Source organism: Haladaptatus sp. W1 (assembly GCF_001723155.1).
Classification (GTDB): Archaea; Halobacteriota; Halobacteria; order Halobacteriales; family Haladaptataceae; genus Haladaptatus; species Haladaptatus paucihalophilus.
Genome location: NZ_MEIH01000327.1, coordinates 42,521 through 59,258 on the forward strand (window position 1 = coordinate 42,521; position 16,738 = coordinate 59,258).

Genomic DNA, 16,738 nt, shown 5'->3' on the forward strand with positions numbered 1-16,738 from the left:
GATGAAAATTATCCGAAGTGTTATATTGGTCCTCGTTCTCCATTCGTTCCACCAAATGGTGCTACACCACCGCATACCACCATGACTCACCAACCTGATCACGAGAAAGCTGCCGAAGAGTTTGCAGCGCATCTTAGCACTGAAACCACTTTCTTTCGTGACCTCGTCGAACACGCACTCGATGGTTTTCTCACCCTTGAACCGAGCGGAACTATTGTATTCTCAAATCAGGCGGCTGAACGCCTCTTCGGGTGGTCCAACGACGATCTCGTCGGGCAATCAATACTGAAATTGTTTCCAGAGCGCCATCGGGAAGCCTATTATGACTCGTTCTATCGACGCGTACACGATAATACGCGAGAGGTAGATCATGAGTACGACGAACGAGTCGGATTACATGCCGATGGATCTGAGCTTCCCTTGGCGTTATCGTTTTATGAACACGAGTATGAGGGACAGCGACTTTTCACAGCAATTATCCGGGATATCTCGGAGCGAAAACAGCGAGAGACAGAACTCGAGAATACCAAAGAAAAGTATGCAAAACTCATTGAGACCGCTCCTGATGCGATCTTCATCGCGGATGCCGACACTGGAACGATCGAGGACGTGAATCAAGCTGCGGTCTCGCTCATGGGCAAACCACCGCATGAGATCTGTGGGATGCATCAGTCGGAGCTCCATCCATCCGAACGGGCCGAGCAGTATACGGCAAACTTCCAAGAGCACGTCGAACACGGTGGTGTCCGGGGTGATTCAACGGGTGTGATTCGGCACGATATGGATCAGCACGTCGTCCACGAAGATGGCTCTCGCATTCCTGTCGAGGTTAGTTCTGGTGTCACTGAATTGGACGGGAAAACAGTCATACAGGGAATCTTCCGGGATATTTCTGAACGGCAAGAATGGGAAGAAGAGCTCCGGCAGGAACGAGATCTCACCGAACGAATTCTCGAAACGAGTCCAATCGCGATTGGGGTCTTCACACCAGAGAAGCAACTTGTGCGGGCAAATGAACAAGTCGGTGAAATTCTTGGAGCTTCCGTCGATCAGTTGCTGTCTCTCCCGTCATTGTATGATGACTTTACGCTGTACGATTCCCAGAATCAACCCATCGATCCGGAAACCGCGATAGTAGCAGAAGTCATCACTACCGGTGACCCAGTGTATAATTATGAAGCGATTCTTGAGCAAGCAGGTGGAGAACGATTGTGGATTTCGCTAAACGCTGCACCGCTCTGGTCCCCAGATGGCAAACTCGAATATATTGTCCTCGTTGGCGAGGATATCTCTGAACGGAAGAGACGCGAGGAGGCTCTTGAACAGCACCGTGATCGCCTCAAAGCGCTTAATCGAATTAACCGACTCATACGCGAGATCAATCAAACGCTCGTTCGAACGACAACGCGGGACGAAGTTGAAACTAGTGTCTGTGAACTTCTCGCTGCGTCCGACCTCTACCAGGACGCGTATATTGGTGAACGTTCGTTGCCAAACGGTGGAATTACGCCCCGCACAGGGGCAAACCTTGATACGAGCTATTTCGATCTCCTAAACGACGTAGAACCGGCCGAGACAAGTACTGGAGGTGCCGCCGAAGCGATCCGGACACAGGAACCCCAACTAATTACATCGATCGAATCCGATCCCCAATTTCCCAATTCATTGCGAGAAGAAGCACTCGCACGTGGGTATTGCTCTGTGCTGTGTGTACCGCTTATCTATGGTGAAACAACGTATGGTGTGTTAATCGTCCACGCGTCTCGGACTGATGCATTCAGTGAGCCAGAGCAGGCTGTCTTCGAAGAACTGGGCGAAACAATTGGCTACGCGATTCATGCTGCGGAGAGTAAGAAGCTACTCCATACGGATAGTCACTATGAGCTCACTTTTGATCTCACCGAGACAACAGCATTTTTCGTTACTGCATCTGCTGACTTACAGTGTTCTATCACGCTCGAAGACGTTGTTCCATCAACAAACAAAGAACTCCTCTACTATATCACGCTGGAGGACGTTCAAGTCGATTTGTTTCTCGAGATGGCACGCCACCAGTCGATTGTTAAAAAGGCCCGCTGTATTAGGCAGGGACCCGAGCGGAGTCTTCTTGAAATCGTATTCGTGGGGGCGTCGACGTCCCCACAAGTTCTCATCGAACGGGGTGCCCGTATCAAACACGCGAGGACGACTGAAGGGACAGGATTGCTCATTGCTGAAGCGTCTGCCGATGCTGATATCCGAGCGCTCACTGATGCTGTGCAGTCGATTTATCCGAAGGCTCGTCTCACAGCGAAACAGGAGGTGAAGCGGTCTCTTCCACCGCTCAGAAGACAGCATGCACACCTCAGAGACCAGTTGACTGATCGTCAGCAAGCAGCCATGACCGCGGCATATAATGCCGGATTTTTCGAGTGGCCACGTGAGAGTACCGGCGAAGATGTCGCAGATTCCCTCGGAGTTTCGGCACCGACGTTCCATCAGCATCTGAGAACAAGCCAGCGTAAACTTTTGGCAGTGTTCTTCGGGGAAGCAGAGACACAGAACTAGTACGTAGTCCCTAACTATTTGGGATCTTTCCTTTTTCAGGATGGTTTACAATTAGGACGCATGAGTACAGGGGAATCGAGTACTTCGGAAGTCCTCTCGACTGAGCAGATGGTGCACCTGCTGCAGCATGAACATCATCGTGCCATTATTTCGTATTTCGATCAGAAGACAACCGATAGCGCTGTCTTCGACGACCTCGTTGAATACATCGTCTCTTCAGATCTGAAGAGAGGAGCAAAGTCGGCTGAACGCCGTGAGCAGGTTACGATTGAGTTGCTTCATAGTCATTTGCCGAGACTAGCAGATGCCGATGTACTTGAGTACGATCCGCGAAGTGAAACGGTCCGATATTGGGGTAATTCATGACTCGAAACGATCCTCAAGGCTGCTCCCAGCGAGGAATACTCGATTTGAATTGTTTTTAATATGGTGACTAATCTAATGTTGAGAAATAATTACCCCTCGCTTCGTCCAGCCCGTTGAAATGGTGCTCACTGTAGTGGACTAGACCACAAACGCCTGGACTCGCAAAACGATACGATCTTACGACGTTCTTGGAGTTTGTCGGGTCGATACTCAGCAAATACAACGATATCTTTCAGGAGTTCCTCGGTAATTCGCTTACTCACCCGATAGACGGCCTGAAAGCGCTGTTGGTTCGAGGGGTCCTCTCATCTCGATAAGCTCTCGATCGGTCTCCGTCATGATCGCTCGGTATAATTCCGTGTATTCCACTGGTTGTTCAGAAAAAGAACCGGATTGCGTTTGGATCGATATCCAATTGGTTGACGCTTATAGCCATCAGGTCGAACTCGTCGACACATCCTCAAGAACGATACCGACGTTATCCATCGTAATCGATGTCTGGCCAACTGTCTGCGTGTGACCGTCGATGGTGAGTGTTACTCCGTCGATATGGACTGTCGACGAATCGATCGTGAACGCTTGGTGTTCGATCGAAGCGGTCGGGAGACCGGGCCCCGACAGGTGTGTGTTGTGGATCTGGACCGTCCCACCACTAATTTGAATCTGGTGCTCTTTTTCCGCGCGATCGTTCGGGTGTGTTGCAGAATCGCCACTGGAGGCTGTGGCACCCATCGCTACGGATGTGAGGAGTACCGCGCCCACGAGTAGGCAACCCAGGCGTTGTATTCGTCGCATTGCATGCTGAGGGTGTTCACCGCTCTTGATAACTTCCGTCGACTGTTTCGATTTTCAATCGAACTGTTATTTTCGAAGATTCGGTCAAGTGGGATAAACGGTGCCATCCTAACTCGTACAAATTGGGCTTTTGCTCGGGTCTACAGCGAATTTTTATAGAATTCTGAACAGAGGCAACGTTTAGATCGTTTGTATCCTTTCTACCCTGTCTAATCTTTGCTCAAAGGACGCATGAAATACTTCTCTACAACTACGATGAAATGACACCGTATAGTTCGATAAGGAGATACTTACGAGTGCGATTTGAGCTGCTCTGCTTTACGCCGTGCACCAATCGTTTCGGCGACTGCTGCAATCACAAAATTCTCAAGTAGAAACAGAATCATTGTTATAAGTAGGTTCGTCACGAGGGGGAAATAGAGTCCGCCGAGAATCCCAATAAGGGGCAACTCCACCAGCAACCAACCGATACCCATCAATTGAGCCCATACTCATAAGAATAAATTCAAATAATAATGAGTATTTCCACCTGGTAGTACCTAACTACACGATGTATAATATTCAGTGATGATAATTATGATACTATATATTTTGGCGTTTGCTCTCCTCCCTCTCACTACTGACAGGCACTACATAACAATACTCAACGCACTCAATAGAAGAACCGCGAGCGTCGCACTACACCAGTCAGGTCGCCATAGTCTGCGACGCTCGAGCATCGTCAACGAGCAAACGACTTGTTTGGATACCTACCGTTCGCTGCGTATTTCTGCGGCACGACTACGCGCCGTTTCATGAAACGGGTTGCTTGTTGATAGAAGCACCATCGACATCGGGTCGATGGCGGCTCCCTTGTGACCCACTGGTTTGATTCCACTCAGCGACTTGTGTCATTACGTTCGCACCATACCTCCCCTGCAACCTCATTTACGGTTGGTCACCGACGCACGCAGTTCCTCGCCAAATAGTCAAGCTGCTGGATCGGTACGGCAACCTCAACTGAATAGTCTCCAACAAATCTTCTTCCTACTCTTAGTTCCCCATTATTAATTATATATAATATAATTTATCAGTGGTAAAATACCCTAGCTAATAATCGCCAAATGCTATGAAACGCGGCAAATTTATTACATGCACAACAAGTGCAGCTTTTCTCGCAGGGTGCTCCTCTAGCGGGGAGAATATAACTTCGACCACACCCAAGACAGAGGAATCGACCACGAGCGAAACAACGTTGACGACACAGACGAGTAGCACCACAACAAGCGAAACGACAGACGAAACAACAGCGGAAACAACTACATTGGAATCAACCACACCGAGTGGAGAAACTCGAACTGTTACTTTTGGAGAATTCACGAATGTTGGTAGCAGTCTCGAAGTCGCCGCCACAGGAGGTGATGTATCCAATTCGTACAAGTATGACGGGACGACGACTAAATCGAATGAGGGAAAAACATTCGTTCTCGTGACGTTCGAGACGAAAAGCTACGCAGAATAGCCGAACCAGCCGCCAAGAAATGGCAACAGTTCGTCTCGTCGTCGGTGAAGCCCGATGAATCGACATCGACGACCGTTGCGTTCGAATTGCCGAAAAAAGCAACCACTTCCGTTGATGTGGCAGTGCAGTTGACGTACACCGAATCCGGCACGAAGAAGATCGTTCAGTGGAGAATGGAGTAAGCATATGGCCGGTGTTGCGAACGCAACTGACGATGGGACTCGCAACGCTTTCCCCTTAGAGGACGATACAGTTGATAGAGAACCAGAGAAATGCGACTGTGAGTGACTCGATGATTGTTGCCGTTACTCTTCTACCGATTGAATTGGTCTTCATCCGAATCGGTCGAGGGTTTGAGAAAGGCTCGACCAGTTCGACACGGCAAACCCTCCGACGACCACGACCAATCCTACCAGCGTGGTGACCGTGACGACCTCTCCGATAAGGAACCAGCCCGCCCCAATAGCGACGATCGGGCTCGCGAAAGACGTGAGACTAGTCCGGGTAGGGCCGACCTCTGACAGGAGAACGAGCAGCGCTGCGTACCCACCGATACCGACGATGACGGCAAGGTAGACAAGCACCACGATCGAAGCAGGCGTCCAACTGATCGTCTCGGTCGATTCACCGAGACCGATGGTGACGACATGCAACGTCGTTCCCCCAAGCAACGCCCCCCATCCGGTCAATGCCAGCGGCGAGAGCTCCGTCTCGAAGCGACTGAGCAAGACACCACCGAGACTCGAACTGAGCACCGCACAGCAAACGAAGACGATCCCCGCGTTGGCTCCCGTCGCCGCTTGCGCTGGTGACGGATTGGCGACTATCACAACGCCGAAAAACCCGAGGAGAAGGCCGACAATGTCCGCTCGAGAAAGACGTTCACTTGGAACAAGCAGGTACGCGATAGGGATAGTAACGATCGGACCAAGACCCATCACAACAGCGGCAATCGAAGCCGTAGTATATTGCTGCCCCACGAAGAGGAAGCCGATGGTTCCAGCGAACACGAGTTCGCCAAGAGTGATAATCGCGAGCACATCGACTGTCGTTCGTGGACGCCAGTGACCTGAGAGGACCGCGTACGTCAACAGTACCCCCGCGGACACGTCGAAGCGAAACGCTGCAAGAACCGTTGGCGGGACGGTTTCGGTGCCGATTCCAATCGCAACGTATCCTACCCCCATCACGAGAGTCACGGTCACGAATAGGAGACCGCTACGGCACCGCTCACCGAATGCACGAGCCCTTGTGAACCGTTGTCTGATCACCGTCGCCGATCCCAACCACCGTACCTGGACCATGCATGAGTGAAGGATGGACAAACATGTATAATCCACGCACGAGAACAATGAGTAGAAGTGAGACGGCAGTCATCGGATGATGAATATCTCACCGCTTGAGACGCCTTTCAGGGTAATAGACTTTTTATCAGACCGCTGTGAAAACTAGCTCCCGAGAGGCACGATTATTCTCTCATAGATCATCATAATCGGGGATCGGTTTCGAGTGCTCCTGGTAGGTCTCAAACACGCGTTCGGCCCATCCACGGGCGATGGCGGAGTCAGAGTCGACGAACACTCGCATTATGCCGGTCTGGTCGTCGTAGCCGCCGATCCCGACGCGATCGTCGAAGATTGCAAGCCCGTATGGAAGCGCCTCACGCGTTCGAAGCGTTAGATGACCTGCATCGATGGCGCCACGGAGTCGATCGGGATGGGTCTCGAAAAGCATGTCAACGACATCGGGTAAGTAAATAAGTTCCACTTCGAGACCGTCAAACAATTGACCGGATGTCGCTTCGAGCGCTGGTGGAAACATGTGAGTCGTGTTGAACCCACGAAGAGAATTGCTCTCTTGTAACAGCTGAACAAATCGGGTGAATGGCGCGTACGGGTCCTCGGGTGTTGCGGTAGTCACCGTTCCATCCGCGAATGGTGCAACGACAAATTCTCGATGTGCTTCACAGATCGACTCGAGCAGTGGGGCCAGTATCGTGGCCGCTCGAAGGTCTCGTTCGAGATGAATGATCGCGTCGGCGTAGACTTGCCCTTTCCCGGTCAGTGTAAATTGGTTGTCGACGCGTTCCGCAAGGTCGTGATCCGCCAACCATCGCGTGAATCGGTGACTCGTGGCCCGAGAGATGTCGAGCCGCGCTTCGAGATCCTTTCGGTCGAGCGAATCGGTTACGAGCGCCTCGAGAACCTCGCGATGGCGGATGATATCGATGAGTTCGTCAGTCTCCATCCGCGAGCCGAGTTTGTGTGCTGAAACCGGATTCGAATCCAATTCGAGGCTGGTCTCTAAGATCTCGTCAAGTACTGCGTTTCCCATTTCGATCACATGGTTGCCAAACCACTACAGAGACAGACGGTTCTCACATGGTTATCCTTGTCGCAGGTGGTGAGACTCCTCAAAAGCGATGATACCACATTCGGCTAGAGATGTCATTTTCGTTAAATGACTACACAAGGCAAGTCGCATCTATACAACCATGGACCACACAACCGAGGTCGGTTCACAGGTAGCATCGGTCGACGAACCAACTGAAACCGTTCCGTGGCATTCCCGGACGGTACAGACTGTATTGATTAGCACGGCGCTCGCACCGCTCGGAGTGCCACTCATCAGCCCCGCACTACCGGTATTCCGTAACGTGTTCGAAATTACCGACGCACAGGCGAGTCTCTTGGTGAGTACGTACTTCCTTGTCGGAATCGTTCTTTCGCCATTCATCGGTATCCTTGCGGATCGTATCGGGCGGAAGCGAGTACTTGTCGCGGGTCTATTGGCGTTTGGTGTGCTGGGTGGCGCGATGGCGATCGCACCGACATTCGAGCTCTTACTAGTGCTCCGTATCGCACAGGGGACCGCCGCCGCCGCGATCTTCATCACCACCGTTACGATTGTCGGTGATGTGTTCGACGGCGTTCAGCGTAACGCGGTACTGGGAGCAAACGTCGCCGTTCTCTCTGCTACTGCCGCCCTATTTCCGGTGCTTGGAGGGGCGCTCACTGGTATCGCGTGGAATGCACCGTTTCTGGCGTATCTCGTAGCAATCCCGGTCGCCGTATTCACACAGGTAGCACTGGATGAACCCCACCACGTCGATGGTGAACAAGGAATCGCGTATCTTGCGGACGCGGCACGATCGATCGTAAAGCCGTCGCTTCTGGCGTTGTTCGCCGTCGCCTTCATCACCGAGTTCCTGCTGTTCGGCGTGATATTCACGGCGATACCGTTCGTCCTCGCGACGACGTTCACGCCGGTGCTAATCGGGACCGTGATTTTGGTATCGGAAACGGCGTCGATGATCGTCGCCGCCTCGAGTGGCCGATTGGCGCGCTACCTCTCGAACGAGTGGCTGATCGTGGTCGGATTCGCTTGCTATGCGATCGGATTCGCAGCCGCGTGGGGCGCGAGTGAATTGGTTGCGACGATGGCGGCAGTCGTGATTATCGGCGTCGGCGTTGGTCTGCTGATGCCGGTTGTTGACGCTGCCGTGAGCGACCGGGTTTCCACGGAATACATGGCTGGCGCAATGAGTCTCCGAAACAGCACCACGTTCCTTGGGCGGACTACCGGTCCAATCGTGTTCGCCGGTCTCGCGATCTCCGTTGGGGTTGGGTACGACACGCTCATGCTTGCCTCCAGCTTTATCGCGTTCTTGGCGACCGGTGTTGCTCTCGTTGCAGGGCCCGCTCGGCTCGCTCGAGTGAGAGCGTACTACTCATCAGCGTAACGGTCCTGCAACGTGGGCCCTGATCGTTCGCTGTAGGGGACCCCGACCAGGGCGTCAGCAGTGGTGACATGACGGAATTCACGGGTACGAAATCATCCATTCGCTTGGCAGAAATCCGTGTAGAGACCAGCAATGGTGTGGGTCCCCACCCGAACGACGAAGGGCGACGGATTCACAACGAATTTGATCGGTGAATACGGGAAGTTCCGGAGCGGATTTTCCATTCTCTGGAATCATCGCCACCTCGACACCCATTTCGCGATAGTATCTGCTGGTATTGCCGTCGCGACTGTTAGTCGTCTCGGATAGGTGGTGTACACGGTTTTCGGTCGGTTTTCACGCACTATCGTGTGTTTCTCCCGCGTAGTGCCATTGACACAGCCGATGACGCCCCCGTCCATCAGCAACAGCGGCGAGCCGCTGTTACCATCTCCGGTCGGAATCGTCGCTTCTATCCAATCCGAATGTGGGTTGTAGCGCTCGTACCGACCCAAGGATATCACCCAGTCACCCACCATTTTTGGATGTCCGACCGCGAGCACGACATCGTTCCGAGAGGGGTGTGTATTCGTCGCCAGTGAAAGCGGAGGCGGGGTTTCGAGGTCCGTCTTGAGCAAGGCGATGTCCGGAAAGAGGTCCCGGTGAAATCCGACACGAGTAGCCGTTCCCGTGCGGCTATCGAACGTTTCGAACGCTACCGACGTCGCTTCTCGAACGATATGAGAATTAGTAAGGATGTATCCACTATCGACGACCCACCCGGTCCCACCCCCGGAATCGGTCGATAGTCGGACAACCGACCGTTGTACCGTTTCTCCGAGCGTGCGGGCTCGGTCGCGGATTTCCTCGGAAAACGGCTCGAAATCAGCGACAGCAGTGGTCCGATACTCGGACGTGGCGGATTCGGCGCGCCGACAACTTCCGAAACCGCCGACGAAAGGGGAGATGGAAGCGAGGCCAGTCACGCGAAGAATCCCTCTTCGGGAATAGGAGGGCGTCATCCGCCCGAACTCCATCGTTTAGCATCGGCCGTGACGGATGAATTCAGCCCCCCTGGGTGTCTTTTGACTCGTTTCGAGCGCATTCTCATCCGCTAGAACTAGACGGATTCATCCCAAAGGGTTGTGGCTCTGAGTGCTTTTCGTGACCGGAGGGCCGCTTCGTCCATCGGATGAACTGCATACGAAATTTTTTATCGCATATCTCCGAGAGCGTCGTACTTCCTGTCGGCGGTTCACTCGTTCTCGTCGTGAGTACGTTCATCCCGACGACCGGTATTGTTCGAGCAACCAACCTGTTCGTCGTGCTGGAAGGACTGAGACGGCCCTTCGACAGTTTTGTTTGACGCGGCGGTGGTGACTCAGGGCCACAGTCCGCGGGATTCTTTGGCCTCGGCGATTCGAGAGAGGGCGACCACGTAGGCGGCATCGCGCCACGTCACGTCTAATTCCGCTTTGGCATCGGACACGTCGTCCCACGCGCGGAGCATCGCCGTCTCCAGTTCGTCGTTCACGCGTTTGAGCGACCACGACCGACGATTGATGTTCTGGAGCCACTCGAAGTACGAGACGGTCACACCGCCCGCGTTGGCGAGGATGTCGGGAACGACGGCGACATCATTCGATTCGAGGATTTCCGCGGCTGCGAACGTTGTCGGCCCGTTGGCACCCTCGATCACGATGTCGGCTCGGACGTCTTCCGCGTTCTCCGCGGTGATGACGTCGCCGATGGCGGCGGGAATGAGAACGTCCACGTCGAGTTCGACGAGGTCCTCGTTCGAAATCTTCGCGGGCGAATCGTACTTCATAACGCCTTCTGGCTGTTCCTCGTGGGTCGGTACGGCGTGGGTATCGAGGCCATCGGGGTCGTATATGCCACCGTTCACGTCCGAGACGGCGACGATGGTCGCACCGTAATCGTCGAGGATACGGGCGGCGTTCGCACCGACGGAACCGAATCCTTGGACCGCGACGGTCGTCTCTTCGATGTCCATCTCGTAGTGGTCGATGACCTCACGAGCGATGATAGCGACCGACCGGCCGGGTGCGGCCGCGCGACCGTAACTTCCCCCGAGAACGGGCGGCTTGCCGGTGACGACGCCGGGTTGGGTCTCGCCTTCCTGCATCGAGTAGGCGTCCATGAACCACGCCATCGTCTGCGCGTCGGTCCCCATGTCCGGTGCGGGGATGTCCTTCTCCGGGCCGACGAAGTCGCGCACCTCTTCGGCGAACCGACGGGTGAGCCGTTCTTTCTCGCCGGGCGAGAGGTCCTTCGGGTCCACGACGATACCGCCCTTCCCGCCGCCGAAGGGGAGGTCCATCACGGCGCACTTCCACGTCATCCACATCGAAAGACCGACGCACTCGTCTTCGGTGACGTTCGGGTGGTAGCGAAGGCCGCCCTTGTACGGCCCGCGAACGTCGTCGTGCTGGGAGCGGTAGCCGGTGTAGACTGCAACGGTGCCGTCGTCGCGCTTCAGCGGGACCGCCACCCGTTGGACCTTCGTCGGATGTTTCAACCGTTCGATAATACCCGGGTCCACGTCCACGAGTCCCGCGGCGCGCTCAAGTTGCCGCCGGGCCGTTTCGAGCGCCGTCTCGGATTCGGGTTCCGCGTTCGACTCCTCGGCCGTGACCGCGTTCTCCTCGCTCTGCGCCATCAGGTGGTCACCTCCGGCTTGATGCGGCGGTAGACCGTTTCAACCGAATCGATGACGGCGTCGGCGATTCGAGAGGCCGAGGCCTCACTGAGTGTCAGCGGCGGAGCGAGCATCAGGTGGTCGCCCGCCAGCCCATCAACCGACCCCTTTCCGGGGTACGTGTAGACGCCGCGGTCGAGTGCGGCGTCGTAGACCTGCTTGTAGACCTTCGAGGAGGGGTCGAAGGGCTCTTTCGTCGCCCTATCGGCGACGAACTCCAGTCCGACCATCGGCCCCATCGCACGGAAATCGCCGACCATCGGGTGGTCTCGGAGCGCGTCGAGTTCGGAGACGAGTTGGCGGCCGCGAGCGCGACCCTGTTCGAGCACGTCGTCCGTGTACCGGTCCACGACGAAGTTCGCCACGGCCGCGGACAGCGGATTTCCGGCGAACGTGTGGCCGTGGGCGAACGAGGCACCGTCGTGGGTGAACTCCTCGGCCACGTGGTCACGAACGAGCACGGCACTCATCGGCGTGTAGCCGCTCGTGAGGCCCTTTCCGAGCGTCATCATGTCGGGAACGACGCCGTAGTGTTCCATGGCGAACAGCGGCCCGGTCCGGCCGAATCCGGTCATCACCTCGTCCGCGATAAAGAGCACGTCGTACTCGTCGCAGATGTCGCGGACTTCCTCGTAGTAAGCGGGGTGCGGTGCGGTCGCGGGGATGCTGGCGCCGCCGACCGGTTCGGCGATGAAGGCTGCGACCGTCTCGGGACCGCGTTGGCGAATCGTCGTTTCGAGTTCACGCGCGGCGGCGCGGGCCTGCTCTTCGGGCGTTCCCTCGAACGACCACCGGTACGGATACGCCGGCGAAATGTGCTCCCAATCGGCCAGGAACGATTCGTAGCCACGCCGTCGAAGCGTGTTCCCGGTCGCGGACAGTGCACCGAACGTTGCGCCGTGATACGACTGCCAGCGGGAGATCACGACAGACTTCTCGGTCTTCCCACGCGAACGAAAGTACTCGCGTGCGAGCTTGAACGCCGCCTCGTTTGCCTCGCTCCCCGAGTTCGTGTAAAACACTTTGGAGAGATCACCGGGAGATCGCTCCGCGAGCGTGCGCGCGAGTTCCTCGGGTGCGTCGTGGGAGAAGTGAGACAGACTAAGATACGAGACGTTCGACGACTGTGACTCGAATATCTGGTCGATGCCCGGAACCGAGTGGCCGAGATTAGTTACGGCAGCGCCCGACGCGGCGTCGATGAGTTGCTCGCCGTCTTCGGTCACGAGAAACTCGTCTGTGGCGTGGTCTATCCTCGGCAGGTCGGGCTCGATTCCCCCTCCCCACTTGTAGAAGATGTGGTTCTGATGTGCCATCTATCACGATTGACTGCACCCCATAATAAAATAAGTCTTACTAAGAAATCCGAATTTTGTAGAGGTTCCAAAACGCACCGGAGTAATCTAAACTAGTACCAGACAGACTCGCGTCACGGGGTCGGTGGGAACGGAATAGGTGGGAGGTCAGAATCGACGGTGGATTCAGAGTGTCGGGTCCTGCTCGATGGGGACGTGGACCGTCTTCTCTTGGGTGTAGGCGTTGAGCGTGTCGCGGGAGCACTCGCGGCCCATGCCGGAGCGTTTGAACCCGCCGAACGGGCTACCGGTGACGGTGCGTCCGTAGAACTTGTTGACCCAGACGCTTCCCGCGTCGATGTCGGCGGCCGCGCGGTGGGCGAGCGAGCCGTTCTCCGTCGCAACGCCCGCGGCGAGGCCGAATTCCACGTCGTTGGCGAGTTCGATGGCCTCGTCGTAGTCGCTGAAGGTGACGACCGTCTCGACCGGGCCGAATATCTCCTCTTGCGCGATTCGCATGTCGTTGTCGGCGTCCACGAAGACGGCGGGTTCGACGAACCACCCGTCGTCGGTGCCCTCGGCTTCGACGGCGTTTCCGCCGGTCGCGAGGGTGGCACCTTCTTCGACGCCGAGTTCGAGGTACGAGGTCACCTTCTCGTACTGCGCTTCGGAGACGAGCGGGCCGAAGGTGGTCCCCTCGGAGAGCGTGTCGCCGATTGTGTGTGACTCCATCTCCTCGACCAGTTTCTCGACGAACTCGTCACGAACGTCCTCGTGGACGAGCGCGCGTGAACAGGCGTCGCACGACTGGCCGGTATTGTACGTGATGCTCCCGGCGACGGTCTCGGCGGCCTGTTCGATATCCGCGTCGGGAAAGACGACGAACGGCGACTTGCCACCGAGTTCCAGCGTGACGGGCGTGATGTTCGAGGCGGCCGACTTCATCACTTCCTCGCCGGTCACGTCCTCGCCGGTGAACGAAACCTTCTGCACGTCGGAGTGACCCGTGAGGGGCGCGCCTGCCTCTTCGCCGAAGCCGGGGACGACGTTGAAAACGCCGTCGGGCAGGACGTCCTCGGAGAGTTCGGCGATTCGGAGCGCCGTGAGCGGGCTCTGTTCGGCGGGTTTCAGGACGACGGCGTTGCCGGCGGCGAGCGCCGGGCCGATCTTCCACGAGGTGAGGACGAGGGGGTAGTTCCACGGCGTAACGCAGCCGACGACGCCGTAGGGCTCACGACGGGTGTAGATGTGCGCGTCGTTCGCCGCCGCAATCTCCTTGCCACCCTCGGCGCGGCAGATGTTCGCGTAGTACTCGATGAAGTCGATGCCCTTGTTGACCTCGCCCTTGGCGTACGACAGCGGCTTGCCCACGTCGAGGCTCTCGAGAAGCGCGAGTTCTTCGATGTTGTCGCGGAGGACGGAGACCCATTCGAGGAGGGCTTCCGACCGCTCCGCGGGCGTCGCGTTGCCCCACTCGTTCTCGAAGGCGTCCTGTGCGGCCTCGACGGCTGCGTCCACGTCAACCTCGTCGCAGCGAGGTACCGAGAGAATGGGTTCGTCTACGACGGGGTCTCGCGTTTCGAACGTCTCGCCGCTTTCCGCTGGGTGAGACGACCCACCGATCCACGCTTCGAACGTCCCGAACGACTGTGCCTCCTCGCTCGCTTGCTGATGGTTCTCCTGAACCGAGCCGGTGTAGTGTTCTAGTTCCATGGTTACTGTGCTCGTTCGTCATGCACCTCGAATCGAGCGCTAATAAAACTAACTAGATACCAAAATAGAAGTGGATATATTGTGATGATTCTAATTTAGGACGCGCTTGTTAGCTCAGAGATGAATCGGTGGGGGGTGGCGTGGTTCGGGCGGGCAATCGACGACCCGATTATCGCGGCCTCATCGCGGGGCGAGACTCACTCCGTCGCGGGGACGAACTTGAACCCGTATCTGACGATTCCCTCCTCCTCGTAGATGCGACGAATGCGACCCGAAACGGGCATACCGACCGTCACCTCGGTCGGGTCGACATCCGTGACCTGCGCGGTGATTCGCGGTCCTTCGTCGAGTTCGACGATGGCGACGACGTACCGCCCCTCCGCCTGCGCCTGTCCGGCGAACTCCGGCGGCGCACCACCCGGCGAGAGGACGGTATAGGAGTAGATGGTGCCCTCTCCCGAGAGGTCAACCGTCTCGAACGCGTCGTTTCGGCAATCGGGACAGGCTCCCTTCGGGGGGAACACGACGGTCCCGCAGTCGGTACAGCGTTCGCCCTCGAACGCCAATCGTTGCCCCACGGTTCGCTCGTACATCGGAATCGAGATGTGTGCTCCCATCAGTTCGACACCTCCTGCAATCGCGCATACTCGGCGTAACTCAACTCCTCGGTCCCGTCGAGTGCGGCACCGACGCCAGCCGATGCACCCTCGTCTTCGACTCTATCTGTCGTCTCGAAGACGAACGCGCTCGCGCCGTGGCCGTACCCGTATCCGGCAACGAGGATTGTAGAACCCGACTCCGCGGCGTCGAGAGCCGCGGCGAGACCGACGAGGGGCGAGGCGACGCCTGCGAATCCCATGCGCTTGACGACGAACCCGGCACTCATCTGGTCGGCGTCGAATCCGAGTCGAGCGCCGCCGCGCCACGACATCTTCACGTCGTCCTGCGGGAACACCGCGTGGTCGATCTCCTCGACAGTGCAGTTCGCTTCCGCGAGGGCGTCGTCCACGACGGCCGAGAGCGCTTCCACGAAGCCCTCGGTCGTGTATCCGCCGAGCGAGAGGTCGGTCACCTGCCCGTCCGTTCGGAACTTCGCCGGGAGGTAGGCGTCCACGTAGTGGGCGCTTCCGACGCGGATTGCAAGCGGGTCGTCGCCGACGACGAACGCCGCGGACCCGGCACCGAGGACGTGCTCTGCGTCCTCGTCTCGGGGGGCGTCGGGCGCATCGGATGCGACCACGAGGGACGACCCGAACGAGAGTCCGACGTCGAGTGCTTCGAGACCCGCCTTCCACGAGTTGCCGAACTCCAGCGTCCGACGTGCCCCGTCGATACCGAGCGCCCGCGAGAGTGGTCCACTCGCTAACGACCCCGACTGCGGGTTCGACGTGGTGGCGAACGCGAGCGTCTCCGTGCCGTCTCCATCGACTGCCCGCCCCGACTCCGTGGCCATCGTGATGGCGTCCTCGTCGTAGGCGAGGACGGTCTTGCGGTCGATTCTCGCGGCGAATCGACCCCAAACCTCCTCGTACGCCTCGGCGGTGACGTGGTAGGACGGAAGCGAGACGGCATAGTCGGTTATGCCGACGCTCATGCGTCCACCTCGTAGATGAAGACGGTCGCCGCACCGCCGGACCCGCCGACGTTGTGCGAGAGGGCGACGCTGCCATCGACCTGTCGTTCGCCCGCGTCGCCGCGGAGTTGGTCGAACACCTCCACGACCTGTCCGATACCGGTCGCGCCCAGCGGATGGCCTTTCGACTTCAGCCCGCCGCTCGTGTTGACGGGAAGGTCGCCGTCTCGTCGCGTCCGACCCTCGTCGATGAGTCGCCACCCCTCGCCGCGGTCGGCGAATCCGAGGTCCTCGTACGCGAGGAGTTCCGCGATGGTGAAACAATCGTGGACCTCTGCGAAATCGATGTCGTCGGCGGTTCTCCCGGCACGGTCGTAGGCCGCGTCGGCCGCATCGCGGACCGCCGAAAGCGACGTGATGGTGTCGCGGTCGTGGAGCGCGAGGTGGTCGCTGCCGCCGCCGAATCCGGTGATGTACACCGGGTCGTCGGTGTACTCGTGCGCTTCGT

Annotated in this window: 13 protein-coding genes; 3 read left to right on the forward strand and 10 right to left on the reverse strand. The window is 57.2% G+C overall.

What is annotated here, in order from left to right:
* Positions 1-81: 81 nt before the first annotated feature.
* Positions 82-2,547 (forward strand): PAS domain S-box protein, encoded by a 2,466-nt coding sequence (locus BG842_RS18135; protein WP_069451879.1) that lies wholly within the window; start codon positions 82-84, stop codon positions 2,545-2,547.
* A 60-nt stretch (positions 2,548-2,607) separates the two neighbouring features.
* Positions 2,608-2,913, forward strand: coding sequence for a hypothetical protein (locus tag BG842_RS18140; protein WP_139136184.1), 306 nt, complete (start codon positions 2,608-2,610; stop codon positions 2,911-2,913).
* Between the two features lie 1,884 nt (positions 2,914-4,797).
* On the opposite strand, the gene BG842_RS29070 is transcribed toward BG842_RS18140, so the two are convergent.
* From BG842_RS29070 to BG842_RS18155, 3 genes are all read right to left on the reverse strand, one after another.
* Positions 4,798-5,025, reverse strand: a complete 228-nt coding sequence (locus BG842_RS29070) for a hypothetical protein (RefSeq protein WP_139136185.1) — start codon at positions 5,023-5,025, stop codon at positions 4,798-4,800.
* A gap of 516 nt (positions 5,026-5,541) precedes the next feature.
* Entirely contained in the window at positions 5,542-6,414 is an 873-nt protein-coding gene (locus tag BG842_RS18150) for a DMT family transporter (RefSeq protein ID WP_175424210.1), read from the reverse strand.
* Between the two features lie 271 nt (positions 6,415-6,685).
* Complete coding sequence (locus BG842_RS18155) at positions 6,686-7,543, reverse strand: winged helix-turn-helix domain-containing protein (RefSeq protein ID WP_069451882.1); 858 nt, start codon at positions 7,541-7,543, stop codon at positions 6,686-6,688.
* Between the two features lie 160 nt (positions 7,544-7,703).
* On the opposite strand from BG842_RS18155, the gene BG842_RS18160 reads away from it, so the two are divergent.
* The gene (locus BG842_RS18160; protein WP_069451883.1) at positions 7,704-8,951 is read left to right on the forward strand and encodes an MFS transporter; all 1,248 of its coding nucleotides are present in this window, start codon (positions 7,704-7,706) and stop codon (positions 8,949-8,951) included.
* Between the two features lie 233 nt (positions 8,952-9,184).
* On the opposite strand, the gene BG842_RS18165 is transcribed toward BG842_RS18160, so the two are convergent.
* The 7 genes from BG842_RS18165 to BG842_RS18195 all read right to left on the reverse strand — a co-directional run.
* A complete protein-coding gene (locus BG842_RS18165; RefSeq protein WP_069451884.1) occupies positions 9,185-9,967 on the reverse strand; it encodes a serine protease in 783 nt (260 codons plus the stop codon).
* 344 nt (positions 9,968-10,311) lie between these two features.
* A complete protein-coding gene (gene gdhB / locus BG842_RS18170) occupies positions 10,312-11,610 on the reverse strand; it encodes a glutamate dehydrogenase GdhB (RefSeq protein ID WP_069451885.1) in 1,299 nt (432 codons plus the stop codon).
* Complete coding sequence (locus BG842_RS18175) at positions 11,610-12,965, reverse strand: aspartate aminotransferase family protein (protein WP_069451886.1); 1,356 nt, start codon at positions 12,963-12,965, stop codon at positions 11,610-11,612. The genes gdhB and BG842_RS18175 overlap by 1 nt, the downstream gene beginning before the upstream one ends.
* Positions 12,966-13,130: 165 nt before the next feature.
* Positions 13,131-14,657, reverse strand: coding sequence for an aldehyde dehydrogenase (locus BG842_RS18180; RefSeq protein WP_069451887.1), 1,527 nt, complete (start codon positions 14,655-14,657; stop codon positions 13,131-13,133).
* Positions 14,658-14,854: 197 nt separating this feature from the next.
* Positions 14,855-15,274, reverse strand: coding sequence for a Zn-ribbon domain-containing OB-fold protein (locus tag BG842_RS18185; protein WP_069451888.1), 420 nt, complete (start codon positions 15,272-15,274; stop codon positions 14,855-14,857).
* A complete protein-coding gene (locus tag BG842_RS18190; protein ID WP_069451889.1) occupies positions 15,274-16,251 on the reverse strand; it encodes a hypothetical protein in 978 nt (325 codons plus the stop codon). The genes BG842_RS18185 and BG842_RS18190 overlap by 1 nt, the downstream gene beginning before the upstream one ends.
* A partial coding sequence (locus BG842_RS18195; RefSeq protein WP_394327489.1) for a thiolase C-terminal domain-containing protein occupies positions 16,248-16,738 on the reverse strand: 491 nt, incomplete at its 5' end. The genes BG842_RS18190 and BG842_RS18195, both read right to left, overlap by 4 nt.